13 protein-coding genes are annotated in these 26,602 nt (G+C 60.0%); 6 read left to right on the plus strand and 7 right to left on the minus strand.

Translation table 11 applies throughout. The features are described 5' to 3' along the window. Window positions 1-61: 61 nt before the first annotated feature. Together AC04SH_RS26065 and AC04SH_RS26070 are read right to left on the minus strand one after the other, a co-directional pair. Entirely contained in the window at window positions 62-949 is an 888-nt protein-coding gene (locus AC04SH_RS26065) for a beta-keto acid cleavage family enzyme (RefSeq protein ID WP_488480673.1), read from the minus strand. Between the two features lie 9 nt (window positions 950-958). Next, window positions 959-2,305 (minus strand): four-carbon acid sugar kinase family protein, encoded by a 1,347-nt coding sequence (locus tag AC04SH_RS26070; RefSeq protein ID WP_488480674.1) that lies wholly within the window; start codon window positions 2,303-2,305, stop codon window positions 959-961. 147 nt (window positions 2,306-2,452) lie between these two features. Here AC04SH_RS26070 and AC04SH_RS26075 point away from each other — a divergent pair, with 147 nt between their 5' ends. Together AC04SH_RS26075 and AC04SH_RS26080 are read left to right on the plus strand one after the other, a co-directional pair. Then, complete coding sequence (locus tag AC04SH_RS26075; RefSeq protein ID WP_488480675.1) at window positions 2,453-3,271, plus strand: SDR family NAD(P)-dependent oxidoreductase; 819 nt, start codon at window positions 2,453-2,455, stop codon at window positions 3,269-3,271. A gap of 74 nt (window positions 3,272-3,345) precedes the next feature. Beyond that, complete coding sequence (locus AC04SH_RS26080) at window positions 3,346-4,047, plus strand: FadR/GntR family transcriptional regulator (RefSeq protein WP_488480676.1); 702 nt, start codon at window positions 3,346-3,348, stop codon at window positions 4,045-4,047. Window positions 4,048-4,416: 369 nt separating this feature from the next. On the opposite strand, the gene AC04SH_RS26085 is transcribed toward AC04SH_RS26080, so the two are convergent. From AC04SH_RS26085 to AC04SH_RS26105, 5 genes are all read right to left on the minus strand, one after another. After that, entirely contained in the window at window positions 4,417-4,737 is a 321-nt protein-coding gene (locus AC04SH_RS26085) for a hypothetical protein (RefSeq protein ID WP_488480677.1), read from the minus strand. 670 nt (window positions 4,738-5,407) lie between these two features. Further along, entirely contained in the window at window positions 5,408-7,180 is a 1,773-nt protein-coding gene (locus AC04SH_RS26090) for a phospholipase D-like domain-containing protein (protein ID WP_488480678.1), read from the minus strand. Further along, window positions 7,177-10,746, minus strand: coding sequence for an AAA domain-containing protein (locus tag AC04SH_RS26095; RefSeq protein WP_488480679.1), 3,570 nt, complete (start codon window positions 10,744-10,746; stop codon window positions 7,177-7,179). The genes AC04SH_RS26090 and AC04SH_RS26095 overlap by 4 nt, the downstream gene beginning before the upstream one ends. A gap of 313 nt (window positions 10,747-11,059) precedes the next feature. Beyond that, a complete protein-coding gene (locus AC04SH_RS26100; RefSeq protein WP_488480680.1) occupies window positions 11,060-14,530 on the minus strand; it encodes an ATP-binding protein in 3,471 nt (1,156 codons plus the stop codon). After that, entirely contained in the window at window positions 14,527-15,786 is a 1,260-nt protein-coding gene (locus AC04SH_RS26105) for a metallophosphoesterase family protein (RefSeq protein WP_488480740.1), read from the minus strand. Before AC04SH_RS26105 ends, AC04SH_RS26100 begins: the two co-directional genes overlap by 4 nt. A gap of 317 nt (window positions 15,787-16,103) precedes the next feature. Between AC04SH_RS26105 and proA the strand changes: the two genes are divergently transcribed. The 4 genes from proA to AC04SH_RS26125 all read left to right on the plus strand — a co-directional run bounded on the left by proA (window position 16,104) and on the right by AC04SH_RS26125 (window position 26,525). Continuing rightward, window positions 16,104-22,091: an anti-phage protein ProA gene (proA, locus tag AC04SH_RS26110; protein WP_488480681.1), complete on the plus strand. Its 5,988-nt coding sequence runs from the start codon at window positions 16,104-16,106 to the stop codon at window positions 22,089-22,091. Between the two features lie 117 nt (window positions 22,092-22,208). Further along, a complete protein-coding gene (locus tag AC04SH_RS26115) occupies window positions 22,209-25,022 on the plus strand; it encodes a TrlF family AAA-like ATPase (protein ID WP_488480682.1) in 2,814 nt (937 codons plus the stop codon). A 235-nt stretch (window positions 25,023-25,257) separates the two neighbouring features. Next, entirely contained in the window at window positions 25,258-25,827 is a 570-nt protein-coding gene (locus AC04SH_RS26120) for a hypothetical protein (protein ID WP_488480683.1), read from the plus strand. Continuing rightward, window positions 25,824-26,525 (plus strand): hypothetical protein, encoded by a 702-nt coding sequence (locus AC04SH_RS26125; RefSeq protein WP_488498534.1) that lies wholly within the window; start codon window positions 25,824-25,826, stop codon window positions 26,523-26,525. Before AC04SH_RS26120 ends, AC04SH_RS26125 begins: the two co-directional genes overlap by 4 nt. Window positions 26,526-26,602 lie beyond the last annotated feature (77 nt).

Below are 26,602 nucleotides of genomic sequence, written 5' to 3' on the forward strand. Positions count from 1 at the left end.
ACGTCATACCTTTGAAAGACTACAAATACGCCACTGGCCGAGCGGCGCCATATCGGATCGTTTACTTACTGTCCAATCCCAGGATCGTCCGCGCCTCTGCAGGCGTGGCGGGCTCGCGTCCGACTCTTTGGGCGATCTCGACCGCACGGGATATGACATCCGCGTTCGTGGGCGTTCCAAGCTCGCGATACGGGTAGTCCCCGATGCCGATGGCCATGTGGCCACCCAGTCGGCAAATCGCTGGCGCTATGTCCAGCAGGTTTCCCCCCAGGCAGTTCACCGTCCATTCGATAGGCCTGTCGTCGGGCAGAAACGCAAGGTGCGCCAGCAATCCGGCCTCTGTCGGCGGATGCCCGGTGATGTAGCGTCCTCCGGTCAGATGGAGCAGGAAGTAGGCCGGCCCCGCGACCAGGCCTGCATTCATTAGGGCGATCGCCCGCCGCGTGAATCCGACCGACCACGTGACTAGCTTTGGCTTGACGCCAGTTTCTGCCAACCTCCGGGCATAATGCATCAGACTTTCAGTCGTGTTGAGATAGAGCCGGTCCGGGTTTTCGAACGCGGCCCGCTCCGGGTCCCAAAGCTCCAGGTTCGCCGATCCTGTATCGATCGGAGCAATGTCGGGCTTCGTTGCCGGATCCAGCGCCAGAGTGGCCACCGTATCAATACGCTTCTTGGCGTCCGAATCATTGGAGATGAAGCCAAGGGTTGGGAGGATGAGCAGATCGGTGGCCGATCTGACTTTGCGGATGATTTCGGCATTGGCTTCGACGGTGTTCGTCGCCCCCCCATCCGGAGTTCTCGCGTGATAATGCAGGATCGCCGCACCTGCCTTGCGGGCCGCGACCGCGGCTTCCGCGATCTCATCGGCGGTGTACGGGATGTTGGGGTTGGATGTACGCGGCGCGTACTCGTTGACCCGCGCTTCGAAAATGATCTTCTGATGCATTTCTCTTCCCTACGCCGCGACCGAACCGACGGTGCCCCTCAGGGCGCGCATGAAGAAGTCGTCGGCACCGATCTGTCCTCCCTTGAGCATGACTTCGAGGCCGTCGATTTCGGCGTCACCGGGCGCGTCAAGGCGGCAAACGTGGCAGTTCTGTACTTCGTCGAAAACCGCGATCTCAAGAGCTTCCGCACCGACCGTTCTGACGGCGTAGCTTGAGCTGTCCCCGCCGGAAAAGACGATCCGCGGCAGCGACACGGCGCGCCGCACCGTCCGGGCAATGTCGCAGTAGATCGCTCCAAGGCGCTCCGCTGGAACCTCGACCACCCGGCCGGACTCTCCACGGGCGGTGTAGATGACGGTAGGGCGACCGCGGTGGAGAGCTTCAACAGCCTTCAAAGCTGCTTCGCGCGCAGCCGCGGCACCTTGCTCGCCTGAAGCGATCTTTGAGACGTCGAGATGAACCATCTTCCAGTCGGCAGCTTCCGCAGCAGCGATCTGGCGTCCAGTCTGAAGGGCGCAGCTGCCGGACAATACGAGCAGCTTCTCGACCCCGGGGATCTCGGTATTGACGGGCTTGGATCTGGACAGGAGTCCCAACCGAGCCCAGAGCGCGCCAAGCTGCTGGGCAAGGCCTTGAGCCGCAAGCGCGAAAATCGGCTGCGTCGAAGCCCTCGCCCACAACAAATCCGCGACCGCCGCCAGGTCGTCATTTTCGACGCCATCGAAAATAACTCCCGCTCCGCCCCGGAAAGACTCGAAGACCCATTCGTCCATCTTGGCGCGGTTGTGGATCATGGGCAGTGTGACGTTGACGAACTCCTTGTCCGTCTGCCCGGCCAGATGCATGCGAAGATCGGCCTCGTGCATCGGCGTTTTAGGATGGCGGCACATACTGGGATGACGGTCTAGCCGCTCAATCCTGTCTGCGAAGCGCGCGAAATGATTTCCGAAGCAGGTGTAGCGTCCGAAGTCGGGTGTGGCCGCGAGCACGGGGACGTCACGTTTTCCAAAGTGGATCGCGGCGCGGTCGAGCACGGGACCATAACTCCCGACCGTCGGCGACGAGTCGAAGGTCGAACAGATTTTGTATTGAATGAAGGCGTTGTTCAGCCGGGCTATGATCGAGAAGGCGCTGTCGAGTTCGGCGTCAAGCTCGACTCCCGACAGCGCCCGGGCGGTGCCGGCGAAACCGAGTACATCGTAACGTTGGGCATCAGCGGCAACCTTCTCCGTCGCGGGACGCGCCAAGTATAGCTTGCCCTTGACGCCGTTCCGATGGAACTGCGCCAGATTCTCTGACGAACCTGTGAAATCATCGCCGTAAAACACGGCTTTTAACTTCGCAGTTGAAGGCACGCTAATCTCCCACACTCCCGGTCGAGGAAACCTACCTCCTCACCCCGACCGAAGCTCCACTCTTGACAAGACTCATAGAAGGAGCCCATAACCCTGTCAAGGTCATACCTCATACCTTATACCTTATTCTTCCAGGGAGGACTGCAAATGAGACTTTCGGACCGGACCGCAGTGGTGACTGGCGCAGGACGGGGGATCGGGCTCGCGGTAGCGGAAGCTTACGTTCGCGAAGGGGCGAATGTGGTCATCGTCGATCGTGATGTTAACGTGGCAGACGAGGCTGCGGCGCGCCTGGGCGAAAAGGCGTTGGCGGTTCGTGCCGACATTTCTGTCGACGAGGACGTCGCAGCTATCGTGGAGAAAACTATCGAACGGTTCGGCACCGTCGACATCCTGGTCAACAACGCGGGCGTTGGTGCAACCACGTTGTTCCTCGAAAGCACGAGAGAAGAATTCGAACGCGTCGTTCGCATCAACCTGACCGGGACATTCCTGGTAGCGCAGGCGTTTGCCCGGATCATGGCGGCGAAGGGATACGGAAGGATCATCAATATCGCCTCCCTGTCCGGTCAGAAGGGAGGCGTCGGGCGCTCGGCATATGGCGCATCGAAAGCCGGCGTCGAACTCCTCACCAAGGTGATGGCGGTCGAGCTTGCTGAATCCGGGATCAACGTCAACAACATTGCGCCCGGCCCCATCCTCACAGAGGTGTCAAAGGTCATGCACACGGTCGAAACCCGGGAGGCGTATCATCGGCTCGTCCCGCAGCGCCGCTACGGCGAGCCTTCAGAAATCGCGGACGCGGCAGTGTTCCTGGCGAGCGATGAGGCAGCCTACATCACCGGGCACACGCTCAATGTCGACGGCGGCTTCCTTGCTGCGGGGTTGATGTTCCCGTTCGATTCGAAGGCATCCACGCGGCTGGGACAAATCAGCGAAAATTCTGCATGCCCTGGCCGCCCGTAGTCGGGTGTTTGTCGCAAAAGGCGAAACGCGGTATGACCTCGTACCATCCTCAATTAGGACCGGAGCGACTAGGAATGCTGTCCGTTGATCCAAAGAAAATCCCCAGCAGATTGGATATTGCGCTCGACTACATCACAGGCGAGATCGCCAATGGAAACCTCAGTCCCGGCGACAAACTTCCGAACGAAAAGGAGCTGGCCCAGAAGCTTGGAATAAGCCGGACACCAATCAGGGAGGCGATCAAGACGCTCGCGGTATCGGGGATCGTGGATACCAGGCACGGATTCGGCAATTACATCCGCAAGGACGAAGGCCTCCCGGCAATGCCGCTGGCCATGTTCAAGCTTTACCTCCAGAGTTCGACCCCCGAAATGCTGATGGAATTGCGATACATTTTCGACCGCAACTGCTCGGAGCTCGCTTCGATGAGGCGCACGGACGTTGACCTCGCTGTCATGAGGGAGTGCATCGACCGCTTGAAGAGACTGTCGGACGACGAGAACTCGCCAATCGAGGAACTCCTCAAGGCCGACCTCGATTTCCATCGCGCCATCTACAAGGCAGCCGGCAACCCGCTGATCGTGGTGATCGCCGACTTCGTTCTGAAAATGGTCGCGCCGTGGGTACAGAAGTCTTTGGAGGTCAGTGGTAAGTGGCGCGCGGTCGGACTGCATGAGCGCATGTACGAAATGATCCGCGACAGGAAGACAGGCGACCTCAGCCGCGAAAGCGTCGAAGAGAACATGGAGCACTTCCGCACGTCGTTGCTGAAATGACGGCCTGAACTCGAGGTACTCAAACTACACACGCCGCATTCCGCGCGACCGCAGAGGCGTCGATCCCCGGCGCTACTTGAGACTCCCTGCGTAAGCGGGGTCCTCGCGGAATGGACGATAGTAGTGGCCCTAGCGTCTCCGCGAAACTACCTGGCGCTGGGTGCGCGCGCTGGTCGTTCGGCTTCGGTGGCTGCGAGATCGCATGAAAAGCCGCAGAACAGGCGACAGCCGAAATGGCGCCCATCACAGCGGTGGCGAATCACGCCGAAACAGCTCAGCCCCCGACTGCGTCGGGACCCGAATGGGATCAGAGATCACGGATCGGATAAGGCGCGTTCCACTGTGGCGTTGAGAATTATCTGTCTGGAATTAAGCGGGGATGCCGACCTCTTGTGCGAAGTCGTTTCGGCGCTCGTGCAGAAGCTTGAGCGCGTCGCTGCCGCATGACATGCCGCGAAGCGTGGTCTCGATCCGCGGAAGACGAATGCTGCTGTCGCCGCTGGCAGCGGCAGCGCAGTTCTGAAGCAGGTGGCAAAGCGCGCGGAGGGAGGTGTTCTGACCGTAGGTGGCGACTGCCTGAAAGGCATCGGCTCCCTCAACGTTGTGTTCGGCCCCTATCCTCACGCAGTCCTCGCGCGTCGGCTGCCCGATCTCGAAACGCATGCCGATACGGCTTTCGATCTGATCCATAGCGTGGGTATCACGCCTCGTGCCGGCTAGCCATGCGCACCGCGACGGGAACGAACCGCAGCAGAACTGAAAAGAATCCGCCGAGAGGCGCGTGGCACTCACCCGATGAGGGTTACCAAACCTGTCGCTGATGGGTTACCAATCCGCGTAACGGATGGCCTTGGGTTACCAATCGAGATCGCAATTAGCTCAAAGAATACAGCGCCTTAGCGCCAGTTAGAAATTAACTGTGGTCGGGGCATATTGGTAACCCTGTTACCCCAGGGATTGCTAACCTAATCGGGCGAAAGCGGTGGGATATGAGCCATTTAGCGGTCCGGCTGACGATAAATAAGTCTGGACGCCGACGACAGATAATTCTCAACGCCATATCAGTTTGCCAATTATGCGACTTTAGAAGCACAAAACGCGAACGTTGAGAGGCCATCGTGTGTTTTTGATTTCAATAGGCCTGCCCCATTCCGCAGTTCCGGTGATCATTGGCAATGGCTGGAACGGGGCCGCCAGCAGACTGGCAGCTTGGGGAATGGGATCTCAAGAAGTGGACCTTGGGTGAGCCCAAGAATCGTCGTGACGTTACTCAGAAATTGGGCTCCCTCGCCCGATCCACTCTTAGCTAATGCGGCACTGAACAAAGTAGCGCAGGGGTCCTCGGAACCGAGGCAAACTGCTATTCTTGGCCCGCCTTGGTGAGTTCAAACTGGCGAAAGAAATTGTCGGCAATCCTCGGTGCCTCAACAAGAACACCGATTTCGCGATAAGGTGTCGAGTCCGCAGGATCGGCGGAAAGCCAATTCAGACTGCTTATCGCAAGCGCGTCGTCGTCCCACCCGAGCACCTTAGCATGAAGGCGGGGCCGATGAACCGGAAGTATCGACAAGCCCTCCTTGGCAAATTCGCGCGCAAGGTCTGCACCGCCAATACCGCTTAGAGGCCCGGTCGTTCGACCGTAGTAGAAGGTCGCATCTAAACCGTTCGCTTTTACAGCTGCGAGCGTCGGAAGCAGAGCCACAGGTTGCGCCGCAATACCAATGCGATGACTTAAAGCAAAAATTCGTTGTCGCGCTCGGTCACGGGCCTCTAGCACGAGACCGGCATGGTCTGAGCCGAATAGCAAACGCATCGGTACCCGCCGCCCATTCGAGCGCGGCAGCTCTCGTATCCGACGGCCCAACACCGTGAGTTCGATCGCAAGATCGTTCCAGACGCCAGGTCGGCCCAGGGATAGGCTTGCAATTTTGCGAACCAAGTCGCCGACCATCAGCGGGTCACGCAGCCGCATCGACGCCTCGAAACTCTTGAAGTCCGAGGCGAGCCAATTGCAAGAACCCAGCAGGGCTAACCAGTTGCCCCTTTGGTTGTCAGCAACAACGATCTTGGCATGTGAGTTGGTCGAAAACGGATGGACCGAGATGAGATCGGTTCGCCCTGCTTCGGCTACGGCCGCCTGAAGCTTTCCCGCGGCGAGCCGCGACGAGTTCGTGGAACTCCCGATGTCATCCTGACCCCATAAGACATCGACCTTCACTCCCCTGCCGGCAGCCTGTAGGAGGCTCGGCATGATTGCCTGAGCGCGAGCGTCCGTGACAAACGTCGAATGAATAATCAGCCGTTGCGAAGCGCCTTTGATCACCCGCTCCAACGCTTGCGCGTGCGCTTCCGCGTCGATGATCAGATCGCCCGATTCATAGAGTCCGTCGTATCGGTTCGACGGCTCTGACGTATCATTTGGGTCGACGGAAATTGGCGACGGAGCGACCACACCAGAATCCGCAATTTCTGCCCCCGCTGCATCTAAGGCCTCCTTTGCCTTCTGTAGGATCAGGAACCGCAGCGCGGCTGATGCTCGCGATGGCAAGCCTTCGACTGCAGAGTCTCGAACGGTGACGACGGCATGGCGCTCAATCAATCGTTCGGCCCCTCTGTCGACACCGACAATTAGCTCGTCCTCCCCCTCGATCGCGCTGAATACTTCGCCCAACTCTCCCATTGAGTGCAATGGCGAGCCAGATAGTTGCACGACAAGCTGATCGTCAGTCGTAACGGGAAGCCGACTATGGTGACGTAGGTCCAACTCTCGGCTTCGGAACACGCCCCCCGTCACTTGTTCGATGGCGAACCCGCGCCATCTCGGCTCTGTTAAAGTTGCGGCGGGCAGCTGGTCATGCTTGGCGCGTGCGAGGCCCGCGTGTGTCGCTCGGAACTTTGGCCCCTTCGGTGTCGTGACAATTTCCGCCCAGCCCGCACGCATCAAGCGAATAAAAGCTTCGACAACAACGCGTCGTGGCAATTTCGACTTTGCTGCAAGATCAGCCGCAGACGCCTGTTCACGGCAGAGCGCATCCAAAAGAAGATGCTCGATGACGCTCCACCTTCGGCCCTTTTCGATGATGAAGCGACGCGTCCCGCGAAGTACCGGGAAAACGACTTGGACCGCTCTCATACTGCGCCTCCACGAAGTGTAGTCCAAGGCACGATTTCGGCCTGTTTTGAGACGGCTTGTTCTTCCAGCACCCGGAGAAATTCGCTTAGGAAGCCGATGTCCTGGTCGGGTAGCTTCTCAGAGAGTTTTGCTATGTTCCTGTAGAACGACAAACTGCCGATCAAGACTAGACGCCACTTCGCTCGGCTCAGGAGGACGTTCATCCTCCGGTTGTCCCGAAGAAAGCCCAGCGCTCTGGCAGCGGTCGAGTGGTGGTTGTTGCGAACCAACGAAACGATTACCGCATCGGCTTCTCCACCTTGGAATGAGTCAACTGTTCCGCAGAATTCCTGATCGCCGATCGCTGGCACAAAATGCTGTAGATGTGCGAGCGTCCCATCCCGCCTCTTCGCGATCTGCGCTGCGATTCGATTGACCTGCTGCCAATATGGAGAAAGCACCGCAAGCGAGGGTTTGTGGGTGTCAGATCTCGACTGCAGCAGTTCCAGCGCTAACATCGCGGCGTGCACCTCGTCGGGATTCGACCATGGAGGAAGCTTTTCTCCGCCGCGCCCGCCTGGACGCTCCTCGCGGACGTAGGGCATATCGATGAAGACCACAGGAGCGTCAGGTAGCCGTGTTGCGTCCGCCGATAGAATGGGTGCCGTCGAGCTTAAGAATTTCCTTTCCTGCTTTGGATTTGTCTTCAGTTCGCCGTCATAGAAGCAACGCGAGACTATCTGAGCGATAGCGGGGTGCATCCGATACTGTTCGTTCAGCCGCCGTGCGATGCGAGGACCCTGGTCACGTTTCTTTTGACGGGCGAACTCTCTCTCCACGAAGGTCTCGAACAGCGTAAGGACAGCCAACGCATCCGCGCATGACCGCCCAAAATCGTCATCGGCCTTTTCTATTTCGCGAAAGATCTCGTCAATGCCAGGGTCCTTCAGGTACCGGGAGACCAGATCATCAACCAGCGAAACAGCATTTTTAACGTTCTCCGTGGATGATAGCAGCTTCGTGATCGTGTCGAGGTCGAAGGGTGGAAGCTGCTTGTGGTCGCCGATCATGAGACGGCGGTGAGACAGAAGCAAAGGAGAAAGCAGTTCTCCTCCGGTTGCCTTTCCCGCTTCCTCAATGATCGTCCAGTCGAACAAACTTCGTTCCTCGATGAGACGCTCGACCGCCGCGGAATTCGTCGTCGCGAATACAAGGTTCGCGGCACGCAGGATCATGCCTTCGAAAGCGCGCAATTCAGCCGACATGCGACGGCCGCCTGTTGAACTTATGCGGCGGGCGCCTCCGCTCGTACGCATTTCGGCCAGGGACCGGACGCGTGCAGTTAGGTTCGGCGCTGCCTCCTCGACAAGCTCGCTGCCTGCCAAGTCCTGCAGGAGTTTGCCAGCCTGGACATCTATTTCGAGTTCTCCTGACGCCTCGTCATCATCGGCCGATCTCGCGCGGACCATTAGAGGGCGCTCATCGGAACTGACGTCGGCAAACGTCGTCTGAACCTCGCTCATGAGATGGTCGATCGCGGAATTACTTTGAGCCGACAGTAAAATTCTGGTGATCGGCTCATCGTCAAACCGTCGCCTCACGAGATCGCCAACCAGATATGTCTTGCCCACACCCGGAGGACCCTGGAGAAGGAAGAGCGGAATGACGGAAAGGATTTCACGAAGCGCCTGCTGCTTTGAACTGTCCAGGTCTTGGAATGCAGACGATGTCTCGTCCAGAGGGTCCTGACTGTCCTCGATACGGTGCCGTTGATCTGCGAGCATCCGGAGGAGTTCTCCGTGCTCACCCAGGGCTCCAAGCGCCTTCAAACGGCGCTTGAATTGCGCGATCCTTCCGATCATTTCGCTAGGCGCCAGGTAGGCCGTAGATCGGTGCTGAGGAAGCGCGGTCCCTTCGAATTTCATACACTCGATGTCGTTGACATCTTCGAGCTCCACAAAGCGCCAGCTTGTTGTCGGCGTCGAGCGCTCGCCCAACATACCGGGTTCCGTTAGCGTCCATGCACCATCTTCACGCATTTCCTCATTGTTGAGCATCTTCGTCAAACGGACGGCCGGAGCTTCTAATCCAAGTGAGGTTGACAACTTCGCCCGATCGGCATCGTGGCGGGAGACGAGCCGAATGGCCTGCTGATCAGACCGCCCCGCGTTGCTCCTGGAGAAAATTTCCACGGGAAAGAAATCAGCTGCAGCATATGCCATCTCGAGGATCAGCAGTAGCGCAAAGGACTGGTGCATCCGCTCAAGGTCGGACTTGCGCGCAAGCGCGGCAATCGTTCTTCGTGTGTAGTCGTCCCAACGTTGGACTTTGCCGCGACGACGAGGGAAAGATTGAGTGGCGTCGACGTTGCGCACAATGTCGAGGGCGTCACTATCGATTGCGGTATCGCCGACAATCGTTGCCGGATGGGGTGGATCGACATCGGCGCGCTCGCAGTACGCGAATTCCCAATTGCCGCTTTCCGCAGATCCGGGCCGACGATAGGGAGCCAGTCTGTAGGTCAGCCGGTTGCCCACGAGGACGAACCTCGCTTCTGGGGCGCTGTTGTCTCGAACGGCCACCAATTGTCCGTGGCGTCCTAAATCATCAAGCATAAAGCGAATTTGCTGTATCTCGTCGGTGATCTCGATTTCGTTCCCGGATGCGCTGCGGATCCCCGCCGAAAGGGGACTGCCCGTCCCAACACGAACAGCCAAGCACAGCCGAGCATCCCTGCCTGCGGCCTCAGCCGAAATGCTGTCAATGATCTCGTCTATGCGCTTCAGTATGAACTCGCCGTCGAGCCGCTCGACCGGCTCGAGACCAAGCATTGATCGGAGAAGTCTGATTTCCGTGGCCGATGCGTGTTCCGCGACGCGCGAGGGTACGATCCTCAGATCGGCCAATGGCGCATTCGGAATGTCCAGTACAAGTCCGGCCAGATGGGCCAAGTCTCTCCAGTCGCGTGCGAACGAATAGGAATCGTCGACACGAGGAGCTTTAATTCTTTTGGTTTCGTTGGCGTCGACTGCCGCAATGCGCATCGACCACTCAAACCCCGTTATCCGAAAATCTGGCTCGTCGCCAAGGGAAGTGATGACGGCCCAAGGGTCGAGATTGCGGTGTATAGCGCCCTGAGAATGCAGTAGTTCAAGCGCCTCGACTAACCGCCTGATGTTGCCCCACATAATACGTCGGGCGCGGGCCTGACGAACTTGTGCCAGGAGTTCATGCTTTCGCGTGGCCGCAAGAAATATCTCCAACGGACTTGCCAAACCAGGATCGAGAACAAGGTAGAAGCCGTCGTTATCCTTGCCACTGCCAACCATACGTACAAATAAGTCGTCAGCGCGCGGCAACGCCGCTAGACGCTGAAGTTGGCGGATCTCGCTTCGCCAGATCAACTCTAGATCCTGGTCATCCTGGCCTTTCTGGCGAGGCCAGAATTTTATGAGTACGTCGATCGCGGAAGGACTTCGCCCGCGTAACATTCCTGGCCTACCGCGCGTACGATCGGGTTTCAGCAAATAACTATCGTCAACGGTGTAGGTCGAAAGAAATCCAGTCTGCCCCTTGCGACGTGCCATTTGCCCCCCACTATCAAAGCATTTTTCTCACCATATAAGCAGCGTTGTGTATAGTTGTCGACGACAATGGGAATCGATGAAGTCTAAAATTGCCGACTAGTAGGATCAAGTTTCTCGCGACACCTGCTTCTTGGGAGCAGCTGCTCGGGGACAGTCCGTCGATGGTGTCGACGCGACCTTCAGCGTGGTCACCGGCCTATGTCGGGTTTCAGGCAGCAGCAAAGCTGATTTGTGCGGCAGACATGAGGCGCAAAGCGGTTGTTGACAATGCGACTTGCCTCGCGAGACGGGGCAACAATGAAACCAGCGGGAATTACCCGAGCTCGTGGATCATTGCGTCGGGGACCACCGTCTTGGCGATCTCGCACAGGTGCTGATGATGCGTGAGGTAGATTACCTGGCCCACAGTGGCCATCTTGCCGAACAGGCGGAAAACTTCCTCCGACCTGAGATGATCGAACGTTTCCATGATGTCGTCTGCGATGAACGGAACAGACGGCCTGAGGTTGGCAAACTCGTAATATCCGGCGAGGCGTAGAGCCAGATAGAGCTGAAAACGCGCGCCTTTTGACAAAGCATCTGCGACCTTCGACTGGCCATCCCGCTGTGTCGCGATGAGGACCTCGCCGCCCTTTACCGGCTGGGTCGTCAACCCCGTGTACTGGCCTCTCGTGATCAGTGCGAAGGCGTCGGAGGCCTCGTTCATCATTCCAGAGCGGTGACGTTCGCGGTAGACCCGAAGCGCGCTCGCGGCCGACATCACCCCAAGTTTCAATTCGATGTACCGGGCAGCCTTCTCCTCGATGTCGAGAAGGACGGTGCGGCGCTCGGCATCGATCCGGGCAACTGCGCTGTCGCCGCCGATCGCATCGATCTTGTCAGTCGCGCGGGTACGCCGGACGAGCTGCTGTTGCAGTGATTCATCGACGTCGGCGAGGCGACGCTTGACTTCGGCCTTTTCAATAGTGAGCCCATCGAGATCGAGGCCTTCCAGCAAGAATCGCGCCTGGGCGAAATCGTCGAGAGCGAGCTCGCTCGTCAGTCTTTCCTCAAGCTCGACCACGGCACTGTGCAGACCGTCTCGCTCGCGAAGCTGTTGATCGCGCTCTGCGACCTCCGGCAGAGTTCCTACCCCAAAGGCACCGAGCACCTCCTGCTTTGTGGTGTCATTTGCCGCGACCTCAGCGTTCAGTGCCTCTCGAAGCTCGTGCAACTTTTGAACGTCAAGGAGGAGATTTGCCTTCGCCTCACGGGCACGCTCGGCTTGCTCCAGACGCTCAGTCAGCCCGACGCTCACCTGTTCTGGCGCGTCGTCCATTGCACGCTCGCCGACTTGCGCACCAAGGCAGGCCACCTCTTCAGCAAATGCAGTCCTGTCCGTCTCCATCTTGCTTATGCGGATACGCATGGCCTCACGATCCTGTAGGGCCTTTGACAGCTCCGACAACTGATCGAGCACGCTGCCAATTCCAGTCCCGGCGATGCCTTCTTCGAGCCAGCTCCCCTTAAGCGTTTCCTTGACCTCGGCCTGCCATGCACTCTCTCGCCGCTCTGCAATTTCAACCGCGAGCTGCCTAGCGGCGAGCTCCTCTTCCTTCGCCGCGACGCTCCTCAACGCTTCCGCTCGTTCCGCGTCGACCTTTGCCTGCCTCTCCAGAAATCGGTCGGCGGTGACCACCATTGCCTCCAAGGCCTCCACAGCTTCCGGCTGAATTCCAACGCTTCGAAGGGCCGAGGCCAATCCGAGACGGATCCGCTCTCCTTCGGCCTTTGCCCGTTCAATCCTTGCGCGTGCGAGCAGGATGTCGTCCCAGGCGGCAAGGGCGTCGGCGCGCGCGGAGAGGCGATCCTCGAGAAGTCCGATCAGGAGGTCGAGCGACTGGGCCTCGCAATCCTCAAGCAAGGCGCCAGACATTCGCCTGATTTCGGCGGATGCCGTTTCTGCGCGCCTGGCCACTCCCGCGATTTGGCTGCTTACGCGCTCAATTGCCGATTCGGCCTCGGCAACCTTTTGCCTGATTGCGCGCAGATCCGCGAGCTCGCCCGCATGGGCCAATCGAGCCGCGCCGACATGATCGTCCTTTGCGAGTGCTGCGGCAAAGATAGCTGCTGTTTCGGCCTTGAGGTCGGCCCGGTGATTTCGCCAGGCCTCGTCCCTCCCTCGGCGAATGGCTTCGGCTGTGTCATCGTCGGCGATGTCGACCGAGGCGCGAGCAGCAGCTAGACGTGACAACGTCACGATCCGACTTTGTTCATGCTCAGCCAGGCGCTCCGAAAAAACCGCCTTCTCCCTTTGAAGGTCCGCGGCCAGTGTCTTCCACCCAGCCATCTGCATGGATGGCGGGATCGGCATCTTCGAAAGTGCGTCCGCATCTCCCGACCAAGGCCGAAGGCGCCGCATCGCGTCGGCCAACCTTGTTTGCCGCTCGTCCTCCAACGCGCGAGCCTCTCTGATCTCGCGTGCGTGACTACTGGCCTTCGCCTCCGACACGGCTGCCATCAGCCTGGCTCTTGCGGGCTCGGGCACCGCTCTCTCCTCGCCAACGCGACCTCGCGCAGCGTTAAGCCCGTGGAGCGCGGCAGCGGCTTCGTCGCGGGCCATCCGCAGGCTGGTCGTGATGCCGGAGCGTTGTTCGACCATAGTGCGGAGCGTGCCGACCACAACGGCCGGCAGGATGAGCCGGGATGGATCCTGTTCGGCCGATCTTCCGAGCGCGGCGAGACAGTTCACCACCACCTGGTCAAGCATCTGGACTTCCATCCTGCGGGTCGGCAGATCCATCCCCGCGGACGCATAGCGCGCCTTGCGGTCGGCTAGTCCTCGCACCTTCTCGGAAATCGCCAGCACAGCGTCGTCGACAGCGATTGCTTCTATCTTTGCCTTCGCCCGGTCGATCTCATCGGCATTCGCCTGGAGACGGGTCCTAAGCTGCGCGTCCTGATCGATCAATTCCGCGACGCTGCCACTCCAGGTCCTGGGGGGAGACGGCATGTCAGGCAGCTCAGCCAGCCTGCTTGCCTTGCGTTTTATCTCGGCCAGGAGCGGCGCGGCGCGCACATATCGGTCGATTGTAGCCAGCCGCGCTGACAACACCGCGCGTTCAGCCAGGCTGCGGTCATACTTTTCTTGGGCTTCCACCCGTTCCGCCTCGAGCGCCTCGAACGTCGAAGCCAGCGTGTCGATCGCCTCCTTGCGGGACTTGAGCTCCGCGAACCGCTTCTTCAGCAACGCGATTTCGGTGCTCTGGGCCTGTTTTCGATGAAGACTGTCGGCCTCGGTCTCCAGTGCGGCCAGGACATCGCTGGCATGGCCAAGCCCAGCACTGGCGGTGAAAAGGAGCTTGCCGAGATCGCCGCGCGATTCGAGGATCGCCTTGCCGCCCGCTTCTAGCGTCTCGTCATCGAGCGAGAACATGCTGCTGTAGGCCTCGCGGGACAAGCCCGCGAGGTGCGCCAAAATGGCAATTTCGCTCAGCGGCCTGCCTTCGGCGTCGTGCAGTGAGTTGCTGCGACTCTTGGTGCGTGAAACGGCAAGCGTCTGCGCCTCGAATTCGAGCAGCCCGCCGATGCGCATGGAGCTATATTCGTGCAGGAAATTGTAGCGGCTGCGCTCCTCGATGCCGAAGAGCAGATCAAGGTAGGCGGAAAGCGCGGTCGACTTGCCAGCCTCGTTCAGCCCGAAGACAATGTGGAGATCGGGGCCTGAAACCGGTTTCTCTCCGAAGTCGATCGCCTTATCGGTAAATTTGCCGTAGCGGGTCAGGTCAAGGCGCCGCAATCTCATCGCGTCGCACCTGCCTTGAGCCGGGCCGTGACCAGGTCAACGCTTCCGGCAAGCACATCGTCGAGAAACTGTTCGAGCCCTGCTTCGTCCTTGCCGGCGAAGCCCCGAGCATCGGGCGGCAGGTCCGCGATGGTCTTCAATACGAATTCGCGCGCTTCGGATCGAAATGCTTCTGAGCTTGCATTGGCGCGCATGGACTGCGCGAGTTCCAAAGTTGGATCCACAATATTTCCCGGATCTCTGGCAGCGGGCGTCGAAAGATCAAGCTCCAGCTTCTCCACCCAGGTGTCCCCCACCTGTTCCGCTGCCTGTTCGGCTTCTGCGACTGCCAGGTCCCGATCGCGCATCAGCGACCATGAAAGGGCAGACGTGCCGACCAGCCCAAGGCGGGCAACAAGGTAGCGCGACCCGGCCGCCTCGCGGGATCGCTCCAGTCCTGCTCGGATGCGGACGATGGCCTCGCTCCATTCGGACGTCCCGGTCAGATCGACGCTCACCCGCTCGAACTGCGCGACACTGGTGGGCCGCTCCTCGATCTCGACGGAGCGATCGTCGCGAATGGTGACCAGCGTGACCGACTTCTCGCCCGCCTCGTTAATGTCCCTACCCTGAGGGATCCCGGGCATTACCAGCGTGCTCACGCCGGAATAGACCTGGCGAACGTGGATATGGCCAAGCGCCCAATAGTCAAAACCGTGACCGTGCAGGTCCGCGACACTGCAAGGTGCATAAACATCGTGGCTTAGGGAGCCGGACAGGCTCGTGTGCATGATGCCGATGTTGGCAACTCCCTCCTGTGGACCTGCGTATTTAGGCAGCAGGCTTTCGGGCGCCTTCGGACTGGCGAAGCTCAGCCCATGGAACGCAACGTCCACTCCCACGCCAGACTGGATCACGGATTGGCAGCGACCGCCAAAAGTGGTCACTGTGTCGGGCAACACGAGCTGCTTCGTAATCCGCGACATGGCGTCATGATTGCCGCGGATCATATAGACCCTGACACTGGCCTCCTGGAGACGCCTCATCTGGGATGCCAGAAAGCGCGCCGTCTTCATCGAAGTCTGGTCGCCGTCATAGAGGTCGCCGGCGATCACAAGCGCGTCGACACGTTCCGCAAGGCAAAGATCCACGATTGCGGTAAATGCCTGTCGGCTAGCATCTCCGATGAGATCGGCGAGGTCGGCATTGCGCAAAGCGAGCGAACGCAGCGGTGAGTCGAGGTGAATATCGGCCGTATGAATAAATCGAAATGCCAACGGAATGCTCTCCAGCACCAAACTGCTCAGGCCAAACACAGTCAAAGATCCGCCCAGACCATCAGGGCGTGCAGCGAAAACGTGTCGGTTTCGGTAGCAAAGACCGGTAGCGTTCCGCAACAGTCGCGGCAAATTGGAGTCACGGCGCCAACGGCGACCTTCGTCGCACTTCCGGCCATGCGTTACGTTCAGAACCGGTCGATCTTGCTTGGCCCAATTATCGAGTGGACAAACGAACCCTTTGTATTCGTGCCGCCCACATCGAGCCTTTTATCTCCCGAAAATACTGTTAATCTGAACTCGGGGGACTGGGGTCAATGCAATCTGCCGATAGTTCAGAGTTAGTAACAAATGATAGTGTCGCAGCGGAAAACCCGACTATCCCGCGCATAGTCGCGGACGTAGCGTCTAGCTTCACATATGCATCCTATCAGAATGCAATTCCGGTTGTTCGATCCATCCGGCTCGATAACGACACCGCGCGCAGTTTGGACAATTGCCGGCTCGAACTGACGTCATCGCCGTCGTTCCTGCGGCCGAAAACCTGGACAATTGACCGCCTCGTTCCCGGCGACCGCCTTCAGGTGAGCGATCGGAAGGTCGAGCTCGACGCCGGTTATCTGGCAGGCCTCAACGAGGCCGAACGGGGTGAGATCACCTTGCGGCTGTCGGCGGCGGGCGAGGTCTTCGACGAACTGCGTCTGACAGTCAGGTTGCTTGCTCGCGACGAGTGGGGTGGCGTTGCCGACATGGCGCAGCTGCTCCCGGCCTTCGTGATGCCGAATGATCCCGGTGTTGCACCGATCCTCAGGGCAGCCGCGGAACGACTCGCCGCGCACGGGCATCCGAGTGGCCTTGACGGCTACCAGTCGCAAAGCCCGCAACGGGCATTCATGCTGACGGCTGCCATCTATTCGGCGGTCGCCGGCATAGGGCCGCACTATGCCGAGCCTCCTGCGAGCTTCGAGAGCCGTGGCCAGAAAGTCAGGCGTCCTTCCACTATAGCGGAGGAGCGGCTGGCTACCTGCCTGGACAGCTCACTTCTTTTTGCCGCCGCCCTCGAGGGAGCCGGCCTCCACCCTGCTGTCCTGATGTTTGATGGACATGCCGCTGTGGGGGTCTGGCTCACCAAGCGCACCTTCTCCAACGCGGTTGAAACGGATCAGATGGAGGTCCGCAAGGCGCTGGCCTCGCGCGAGTTCATCGCTTTCGAAACCACAGGCGTCACGCACCGGCCCGCGCTAACGCTCGAGGCCGCCCAGAACGCGCTCGGCATTCGCCTTGCGGAGGAGCAAGCGCATGCCTTCGTCGCGGCCATAGACGTGCGTCGATCGCGCAGTGGCGGCATCACGCCGCTTGCCTCGCACGAGCCGGTCAGACGCAATGCGGTCGATGAAGAGGCGGCGGCCGGGGTGGCTTTGCCCCTCCCCGCGGCGCCAGCAGTCGGCGAGATGCCGGCAGAAGCCGTTGAGATCAAGCCCACCACTGCGGTGGGTCGCATCCAACGTTGGCAAAAGAAGCTGCTCGACCTGACACTCAGGAACCGCCTTCTCAACTTCCCAGATTCGAAGAAGACGATCCCGTTCTTGTGCACCGACGTGGCCTATCTGGAGGACAGGCTGGCAAATGGTGCGGCAGTCCGCATCATCTCCTTGCCCGAGCAGAACCCATTGGGGGAGCGCGACGCGGAACTCTACCGCGATGTGCACGGTCGCGATCTGCTACGCGGTTACGCGGCCGACGCGCTGCTGCGGGATGAACTCGCTTCGACGCTGGATGCCCGTCAGCTGGAGGCGAGGCTGATCGACCTCTACCGGCAAGTGCGCAACGACTTCGCCGAAGGCGGGGCAAACACGCTTTTCCTTGCTGTGGGTTTCCTTCGCTGGAAGAAGAAGCCCGAGGACGAGCGCAGCTATCGGGCGCCGCTGCTGCTGGTGCCGGTCCGGCTCGAACGGCGCAGCGCGAGCTCACGTTTTACCATCCGCTTCCACGAGGACGAGCCTCGCTTCAACGCCACGCTTCTGCTATTCCTGGAACGCGATTTCGAACTTCGCCTGCCCCAGTTCGCCGGCGACCTGCCGCTCGACGACAGCGGCATCGACGTGCCGCGGGTCCTGTCTTCGATGCGACACGCGGTGCGCGATGTTCCCGGCATGGAGGTGATCGACGAGACCGCGCTGTCAACCTTCTCCTTCGCCAAGTTCCTGATGTGGAAGGACCTTGCCGAAAGAACCGACGCGCTTCGTCAGAACAGGGTCGTTCGCCACCTCATCGATACACCCGAGCAGGCCTTCGATGGTTCGGGCAATCAACCCGCCTTTCGCGACGAGGCAGAACTCGATCGGGTTTATGAGCCTTCGAACATAATTGGCCTTCTCCCGCTGGATTCCTCGCAAACGGCAGCAAGCATGGCGGCCGCCGAGGGGCGCGATTTCGTCATCGTCGGACCGCCAGGGACGGGAAAGAGCCAGACCATCGCGAACATGATCGCCAACTGCCTGGCCGTGGGCAAGACGGTCCTGTTCGTTGCCGAAAAGACCGCGGCGCTCGATGTCGTCTATCGACGACTGCGCGAGCATGGGCTTGGTAATCACTGCATCGAGTTGCATTCCAACAAGGCCGACCGCAAGCATTTCCTCGCCCAACTGAAAGCCTCATGGGAACAAGGAGGACGAGCAGACGCCTCGCAATGGGTCGCCACGAACGAGCGGCTTCGCCTTCGCCGCGATGAGCTCAACGCCTATGTCGAGGCACTGCACAAGCGCTACCCAAACGGTTGGACGCCCTACCTGGCCTTGGGCATTGCGCTCAGGTCGCATGATGCTGCCGCACCGGCATTCACCTGGTCGGCGCCTGACGGACACGACGCGCAATCCCTCCTCAAACTGGAGGAGTTGGCGGCGCAGGTCGGCCTGATCTTTACCGCGGTCGAACGCCAGCCAGCGCTGGACCTGGTCGATGTCAAAGAGTGGAGCGGCGACTGGCAAATGAGGCTGCTTGGCGCAGCGAAATCGCTTCATTCGGCAATCGGCCAATTGACGGCATCGATACGGGATTATCAGTCCTGTCTCGGCCTCGCGGCCGGCGAACTGCCTAAAGCAGAGTTGCAGTCGCTGACCGAGTTGGCGCAGCTGCTGGCTCAGTCGCGTAACCGCGATGTCTCGATTGCCTACGACCGGGATTTCCCTACCTTCGGCGAAGCGCTCGCCAGGCTGGAGCGCTCGATCGGGGACTATCGCGAGGCAGAGCGTGGCCTTTCCGCCGCCTATGACATCGCGGTCGTCCGCGACATCGACATAGATTCCCTCGACCGACAATGGCGCGATGCGCAGGCTTCGTTCTGGCCAAAGTCAGTGCTTGGCACGCGCAAGGTCCAGAAGCAGCTCCAGGATCGCGCGCTACGCGGGACCGCGGAACCCGGCAAGGATCTTGACCTATTGCGCCGGATGAAGGCAGCCCTGTCGGCCATCGACCAAAGCCACTTGGCGGGCAAGCCATTGCCTGTCGACGGGCTGACAACGGACGTAAAAGACGTTGCCAATATCCTTGATCTCGCTCGCCGCCTTCGCCTGTCACTGCGGATTCCCGGACGAAGCCCGGACGAGTTCCGCACCGTCGTGCGGGCCGTGGCGCCGAGTCTGCGCGGCACCCTTGAAAACGATCGCTTGCGCGGAGCGGGCGACCGGCTGCTGGCCGCCATCAAGGATTTCCATGCCTCGCGCCTGGCATTCAGCGATACCGCGGGACACGACATTCCGGATGCCGCCGATGGTCCCGGCCTCGAGGCTCTGCGCGCAAAGCTGATCGCGCTGGCAGACTCCCGGAACCTGCTTCGCAATTGGGCAGCCTGGTGCGGCGTGAAGGCCCAAGCGGTCCAACATCATCTGGCACCCCTCGTCGAGCAGATCGAGACCGGCGCCATTGCGCCCGACCAGGCGCGTGAGGCTTTTCAGATCGGCTATGCCAGATGGTGGCTGCCCACGGTTCTCGACAATGACGCGGTGTTGCGCAACTTCCGCAGATTCCAGCATGAGAATGCGATCAGCGAGTTTCGTGAGATCGACGATCTGGTGCGCACGCATGCCACGCAGCGCGTCGTCAGCGCGCTTGCACATGGGCTGCCTTCGGTACAGAGCGTCTCGCGCAACTCCGAGCTTGGGTTGCTGCGCTATCAGATGGAACTCCAGCGACCCAGCCAGTCGATCCGCGACGTCATTGGCAAGATACCACAGAGCTTTGGCAAGCTCGCCCCTTGCATGCTGATGTCACCGCTCTCGATCGCGCAGTACCTGCCGCCCAACCAGGCGCTGTTCGACGTGGTGATCTTCGACGAAGCCTCGCAGATAACCACGTGGGACGCCGTCGGCGCCATTGCCAGGGCGCGACAGACTATCATCGTTGGCGATCCAAAACAGCTGCCGCCGACCAATTTCTTCGGCCGCAACGAGGAAGAGGAAGATATCGCCGACCACGAGAAAGACCTTGAGAGCATCCTTGACGAAGCAAGGGCGTCGGGGATTCCGGTGCGCAATCTCAGATGGCACTATCGAAGCCGAAGCGAGTCGTTGATCGCCTTCTCCAATCACCATTATTACAACAACCGGCTTGTGACGTTCCCGTCCCCGGCGGTCGACGATCGCGCGGTGAGCCTGCGCAAAATACCCGATGGCATCTATGACCGCGGCAAGAGCCGGACGAACAAGGTCGAGGCAATGGCGGTCGTGCGCGAGGCCGTCGGGCGGATGAAGCAATGGCTGGCACTGCCCGAGAATGGGCGTCCAACGCTCGGTGTGATCACCTTCAACGCACAACAGCAATCGCTGATCCTCGACCTCCTGGATGCCGCGCGCCGGGATCATCCGGAACTCGAATGGTTCTTTGCCGAAGACCGGACTGAACCCACGATCGTCAAGAACCTTGAAAACGTCCAAGGCGATGAGAGGGACGTGATCCTGTTCTCGATAACGTTCTACAAGGATCCATCCGGAAAGCCGCCTGCGATGGATTTTGGGGCGCTGAACCGTGAGGGCGGCGAGCGCCGCCTCAATGTCGCGGTGACACGAGCCCGCCAGGAGCTCATCGTCTTTTCCGGCTTCACCGCCGACCAGATAGATCCGTCGCGAAGCAAGGCGATTGCGGTTCAGCATCTCAAGACATTCCTGGACTACGCCGAAAGAGGCCCAATCGCCTTGCCCAGCGAGAATTTTGGATCCGTCGGTGATTTCGATTCTCCGTTCGAGGAAGCAGTCGCCGATCATCTTGAGCAGCGCGGCTGGACAGTCGTTCCGCAAGTCGGAATTTCCGACTTCCGGATAGACCTCGGCATCCGGCATCCGGATCTCGCAGGTGCGTATCTGGCAGGCGTCGAGTGCGATGGAGCGACTTACCATCGGTCCGCAACGGCGAGAGACAGGGACAAGGTTCGCGAACAGGTCTTGACTGGCCTCGGCTGGACAATCCTTCGCGTCTGGTCAACGGATTGGTGGTTCGATGCCGGGGGCTGTGCCGAGCGTCTTCATACAAGTCTGATGAGTCTGCTCGAGCAGAACCGGGCGCGCCACTCGAGCGAACAGACGCAAGAGGCGACGGTCCGCTGGCAAATGGGCCAAGCGGTCGAACCGACAATCGAGACTGCCGAGCCTCCGTCAACGGCGACCGAAGAGCTCCCACCCCTGCCGGCCACATTGGAGGTCGATCTCGTTTCGGCAAATGCTACGACAAATCCTGAGGCTTTGGGCGTTTCGGCGCTCGCAACAATGGCGGACCAGGGCAATCTGGAGGAAAGCCGTTACCGGATAACGGACTTCGCCGCCTTCCGGCCAAACGCGGAGCAATTCTTCGAGTTTGCTTACGGAACCACGTTACGGGGAATGATAGAAGCAGTCGTTGAGGTGGAAAGCCCGCTGCGCGCTGATGTTCTTGCCCAACGCATTGCCCGTGCACACGGGTGGCTGCGCACGGGCGGACGCATCCGTGAACGGATCGACCTTCATCTGCGCGATGTGGATCGTACACAGGAATCGAGCGGCGAATTCATCTGGAAGAAGGGAGCGGTCTCGGAATTCTTGTCCTATCGCCGGCCGCTCAATGAAGAGGCCCGACGCTCCATTGCCGACATACCTTTGGCGGAGCTTGCCTCGGTGGTTTTCGACAATCCCGGACTTCTCGACATGCCCGACCCCGCACGCGACCTGGCCCATCTTCTGGGGGTGGAACGCCTCGCCGCAATCTCACGGGCGCGCCTGGATGAGGCAATCGCCAAAGCAAAGCAGCACATGGCAATCCCCTCTCACGGGCAGCAATAGGACACGGCGCCCGATCTCTATCGCTTCTTTGCAACTTGAACCGGCTTGACACGGTCGGAACTCTGTGCGGGTCACGCGTCTAGAATCTAACCACGGCATCCGCGAGTTGGGGGTGGAATGAAACATGCGAAGGGACGTCACCCGGGGGCGGTGTGGCGAAAGACCGACTTCCAGATCCATACGCCGCGCGACGCCGGATGGACAGGCGGCGGTGGCTTGCCAGGCGGATCCGAGGAGAAGGAGCTGGCGCGCGAAGCGTGGGCGGATGAATTCGTGGCGGCATGTCTCAAGAGGGAGATCGGAGCGATCGCGATTACCGATCATCACGATATAGTCATGTACCCCTATGTGGCTCGGGCAATCGAGAGATCACCGGCAGCCAAGTCGACGCTATGGTTGCTCCCGGGCATGGAGGTGACGTGCAACGACTCTGTCCAGTGCTTGATCCTTTTCGACCAGGATACGTCAACCAGTGTCATAGGTCGCCTGTTTGGCATGATGCCCAAAGTGCCTGCACCAGATCAACTTGCCGCTCGAGCCCCGCAAGCCAGCCTCTGCGGAAAAGACATTGAGGATCTGTTGGGGGCGATCTTCCAGGACGAAATGCTCAAGGGCAGGAACATCACTCTTCCGCATGCTAGCAGGGGCGGTCACAAGGACATATTGAGGCAGGGCTTTCATCAGCGTTTCGCCGACCTCGAAGTCGACGGGGTCTATAACGAGAAGCCGTTTGCAAGCCTCGACGAGACGACGCGAAAGAAGATCTACGGGGAGATATCAGATTGGGGTGATCGCCGGCACGGCATCATCACCACCGGCGACAATCGCGCTTCCAACTATGCCGACCTCGGCATCAATGCATGTTGGATGCGGCTCGGCGAGGCTACGGCGGAAGCCGTCCGCCAAGCGGTGTTGGCGGATGAGGCGCGCATTACTTATGCGGAGCCGTCCATCCCCAGCCAGCGCGTTTTGGAATTGCGGGTAAGCTCGACGCTGACGGGAGACAATTTCACCATAACATTCAACGATGGCTTCAACACTCTGATCGGCGGCCGAGGCTCCGGGAAATCAGCAATCCTGGAATATCTGCGGTTCGCGCTTGGTCGCAGCACCCTGGACGCTGCCGACGACGTGGCAACCAGTCGCGAACGCGACATGATCACCTCGACGTTGATAGGGGGGTTCGTCGAGGTCGACCTCGACCGCAATGGCGTCGTCGAGACGTGGCGGCGGACGCTCGACAAGCAGACCATGATAACCGTGTGTTTGGACGGACAGGCCCGCGACCTCCCCATCAGTGTAGCGCAGGAACGATTTCGCGCCCGCGCATTTTCTCAAAAACAGCTGTCGACGATGGTGAGGCGGCCAGAGACCGCCGATGAACAGATAACTGGCATAGCGGCGGCAGAAAGTGTCGATCGCCGGCGCAAGGCAGAACAGGATATCGACGAGGCGGAACGCGCGATCCGGGCGGCCTTCCAGCAGGTCGTCCAAAGTTGGGCGGCGCAAGCTGCGTTCAACCGCGCCGAATCTGCTTCTGCCGACTTGGCGAGGCGACTTGAGTCGATCCGGAGCCGTCTTGAACAGGGCGGTCTGAGTGCCGAGCAGCAGGCCGTTCTCGACCAGCAGCCGATCTATAATCGAACCTTGGCCTCGTTCCAGACCGCCGTGAAACTGGTCCAGGCAACGCTCGACCAGGCAAACCTTCTGAAGGAGATTCCAATGGAAGGGTGGGAAAGCCATGTCGAGACCTCGTCCGTCAATAACGCACGGCAAGTCATCATGCGGTTGAACGACCGGATTCGCGGCGCCATTGACGAAATCACGGAAGCGCTTGCGATGGCGCTTGAGGAGCTCGCGCGGCATCAGGGCGAATTCGGCACCGACCAAGCCAAATTCAACGAGCAATACGCTGTCGCGAGCTTGGCGCAATCACATCTGACAACGCTGCTTGCAGAGTTCCGTCAGCTCGGAGAAGAACAGCAGGTCGCTGAGAGAAGCCTGCAGGACGCCAAAACGGCCATGTCCAAACTGGTCGGGGTCGAGGTCAGGCTTGCAGAGGCGAGGACGCTGCTCGGAACGAGGCTGACAACGATGCGAGAAATCCTCAACGAGGCATCGGATCACGTAATCGAGATGTCCACCGGAGTGCTTCGCGCCCATGTGGAGGAGGAGACAATCCCGCGTCGCTTCGTGGACGCTCTGATGGAGCTTTGCGAACGTTGTGGCATCCGCGAAGTAGAGGTCCGCTGCCGGGAGCTCGTCGAAACCGCAGCCCGTAACGGGCGTCAAGGATGGGAGGAGCTTGTCCACCGCTTGCAACGAATCAGGCATGGACAGGTCCTGCGTGGTCACGGGAATGAAGTCGATCCAAATGATATCACTGAGCTGAAGGCAGTGCTCACTTGGCTGACCGACAACCAGGCGCGCCTCGTGCTGGGGCGGTTGGACGATGATCGCCTCGGCAAATTCTTGTCAGCGTGGGCGTCGCCTTTCATTCGCTTCGACTACAGAGACCGAGGGAGCTACATGCCGTTTGAACGTGCATCGCCGGGACAGCAGGCCTCGGCGCTGCTCACGCTGCTCCTGCACCAGGAAGCAGGAACGCTCATAATCGACCAGCCAGAAGATGACCTCGATAACCGAGTGATCATGGCAATCGCCAAGCTGCTGCAGACCACCAAACGCAAGCGTCAACTAATCTTCGCCACCCACAACCCGAATTTCGTCGTAAATGGCGACGCCGACAAGGTTGTGGCTCTGGTGCCGAGTGTCGAGCCGAACGCCACGGAGGCTGTAAGAGCAGCTCAAATTGCGATTGAAGAGGATGGGGCGATTGAAACTCCCGCAGTCAGGGAAGCCATAACCGAAACAATGGAAGGCGGAATGCGAGCTTTCGAATTGCGGGGAAGGAAGTACGCCGTCGTGTGAGGCGACAGGACCGCCGTTCTTGGTAATCGGCGCAGTCTCGGAACGGAGCATGAGCCGCTATGCTGGTGTGCTCCGCCAATCCCATGCTTGTCCACCGTCCCGGGACTGAGGACAAAGCTTAAGGACTACGGTTGCGCTGCTGTACCGCCCGCTCAACCCGCTTCACAGGCGTGGTCGTTGACAGCGGGCTGCGCTGTGCTTAGTGTCCTCTGTCCGAGGACAGAGGACGTCGCTCATGATGAAGAGCCAGGATGTTGTCGTCCTGTTCAAGCTGGCGAGCTTGGAGGACGACGCAAAGGATATCGGTCATGAATCTCCACCGGCCGGGCTAGCCGCGGGCGAGGATCCCTATTCCGTGCGCGCTCTCGAAGCAGCACTCGGAATCAGCAAGACCGAGATCAGCGCTTCGCTCAAGCGCAGCATCGTGTCGGGCCTCGCGATCAAGGATAGGAAGACAGGTCGGACCAAACCGAGCCGGCGCCATCTGCGCGAGTTCATCGTCCACGGTCTGAAATTCGTCTTTCCGGCGAGACCTGGCGCCATGCAGCGCGGGTTGCCGACGGCGTTCGCCGCCCCTGTGCTGCGGGAATCCCTGCACAGCGCCGGCAATCTCATCTGCGTCTGGCCGTACGCGCACGCAAAAGACATGGGTCAATCGGTCGATCCGCTCTTCAAAAGCGTGCCGGAGGCCTGCGAGAAAGATAAGCGGCTCTATGCCTATCTCGCCCTCATCGACGCGATCCGCATCGGTAATCAGCGCGAAAGCAAGCACGCCGCCGACCTGCTCGCACAGAGGCTGGAATGACAGTCCAGGGTCAGTTGAAAGCGATGCTGAAGACCGTCGCCGAGGCGCTTGGCGAGGAGTTACGCGCGCGTCTGGTCTTCGTCGGCGGCTGCACGACCGCGCTCTACATCACCGACCCCATCGTTCTCGAAGGGGTGAGAGCGACCGACGATGTCGACCTGATCGTCGATCTCGCTGGCTTTGCAGAATGGGTCGAGCTGACGGAGCGCTTGCGCGCACGCGGCTTCACCGAAGCGGTTGATGACACCGTCATCTGCCGCATGAAGCTTGGCGAGCTCAAGGTAGACTTCATGCCGGACGACAAGGCGATCCTGGGCTTCAGCAATCGCTGGTACGCAAAAGGGATCGAGACGGCCGTACCAGAAGAGCTGGAGGAGGCGCTGAAGATCCGGCGCCTTACTCCGGAGCTGTTTGTCGCGACCAAGTTGGAGGCTTACCGCGGACGAGGCGAAGGCGACCTCATCGGCAGCCGAGACGCCGAGGACATTCTCCTTCTGGTCGACGGGCGGGAAGAGCTCGTCGAGGAGATCGCGAGAGCAGAGCCGGAAATCCGGGTCTACATCGCCAAACAGATTGCGGCGCTACTCGACGATCCGAACTTCGACCATTTCCTTGAGGGAAACATTCGCGGACCGGCGGGCCGTGTCGACATCGTTTACCAGCGGCTGGTCGCGATCAGCACCCTCGAAGCGCGCTGACATGACGCGGACGGCCGACAACCGAGACCATGCAGGCATAGGCATCCGCGGCGACGCCGTCCTGGCCACCGTTCTCG

It is taken from the genome of Mesorhizobium sp. CNPSo 4688 (genome assembly GCF_057784295.1).

Excerpts from the sequence above, each read along its gene's own strand:
- AC04SH_RS26090 (WP_488480678.1), bottom strand. The coding sequence starts at position 7,180 with ATGAGAGCGGTCCAAGTCGTTTTCCCGGTACTTCGCGGGACGCGTCGC.
- AC04SH_RS26095 (WP_488480679.1), bottom strand. The coding sequence starts at position 10,746 with ATGGCACGTCGCAAGGGGCAGACTGGATTTCTTTCGACCTACACCGTT.
- AC04SH_RS26085 (WP_488480677.1), bottom strand. The coding sequence starts at position 4,737 with ATGGATCAGATCGAAAGCCGTATCGGCATGCGTTTCGAGATCGGGCAG.
- AC04SH_RS26080 (WP_488480676.1), top strand. The coding sequence starts at position 3,346 with ATGCTGTCCGTTGATCCAAAGAAAATCCCCAGCAGATTGGATATTGCG.
- AC04SH_RS26120 (WP_488480683.1), top strand. The coding sequence starts at position 25,258 with ATGATGAAGAGCCAGGATGTTGTCGTCCTGTTCAAGCTGGCGAGCTTG.
- AC04SH_RS26065 (WP_488480673.1), bottom strand. The coding sequence starts at position 949 with ATGCATCAGAAGATCATTTTCGAAGCGCGGGTCAACGAGTACGCGCCG.
- AC04SH_RS26125 (WP_488498534.1), top strand. The coding sequence starts at position 25,824 with ATGACAGTCCAGGGTCAGTTGAAAGCGATGCTGAAGACCGTCGCCGAG.
- AC04SH_RS26075 (WP_488480675.1), top strand. The coding sequence starts at position 2,453 with ATGAGACTTTCGGACCGGACCGCAGTGGTGACTGGCGCAGGACGGGGG.
- proA (WP_488480681.1), top strand. The coding sequence starts at position 16,104 with ATGCAATCTGCCGATAGTTCAGAGTTAGTAACAAATGATAGTGTCGCA.
- AC04SH_RS26100 (WP_488480680.1), bottom strand. The coding sequence starts at position 14,530 with ATGAGATTGCGGCGCCTTGACCTGACCCGCTACGGCAAATTTACCGAT.
- AC04SH_RS26115 (WP_488480682.1), top strand. The coding sequence starts at position 22,209 with ATGAAACATGCGAAGGGACGTCACCCGGGGGCGGTGTGGCGAAAGACC.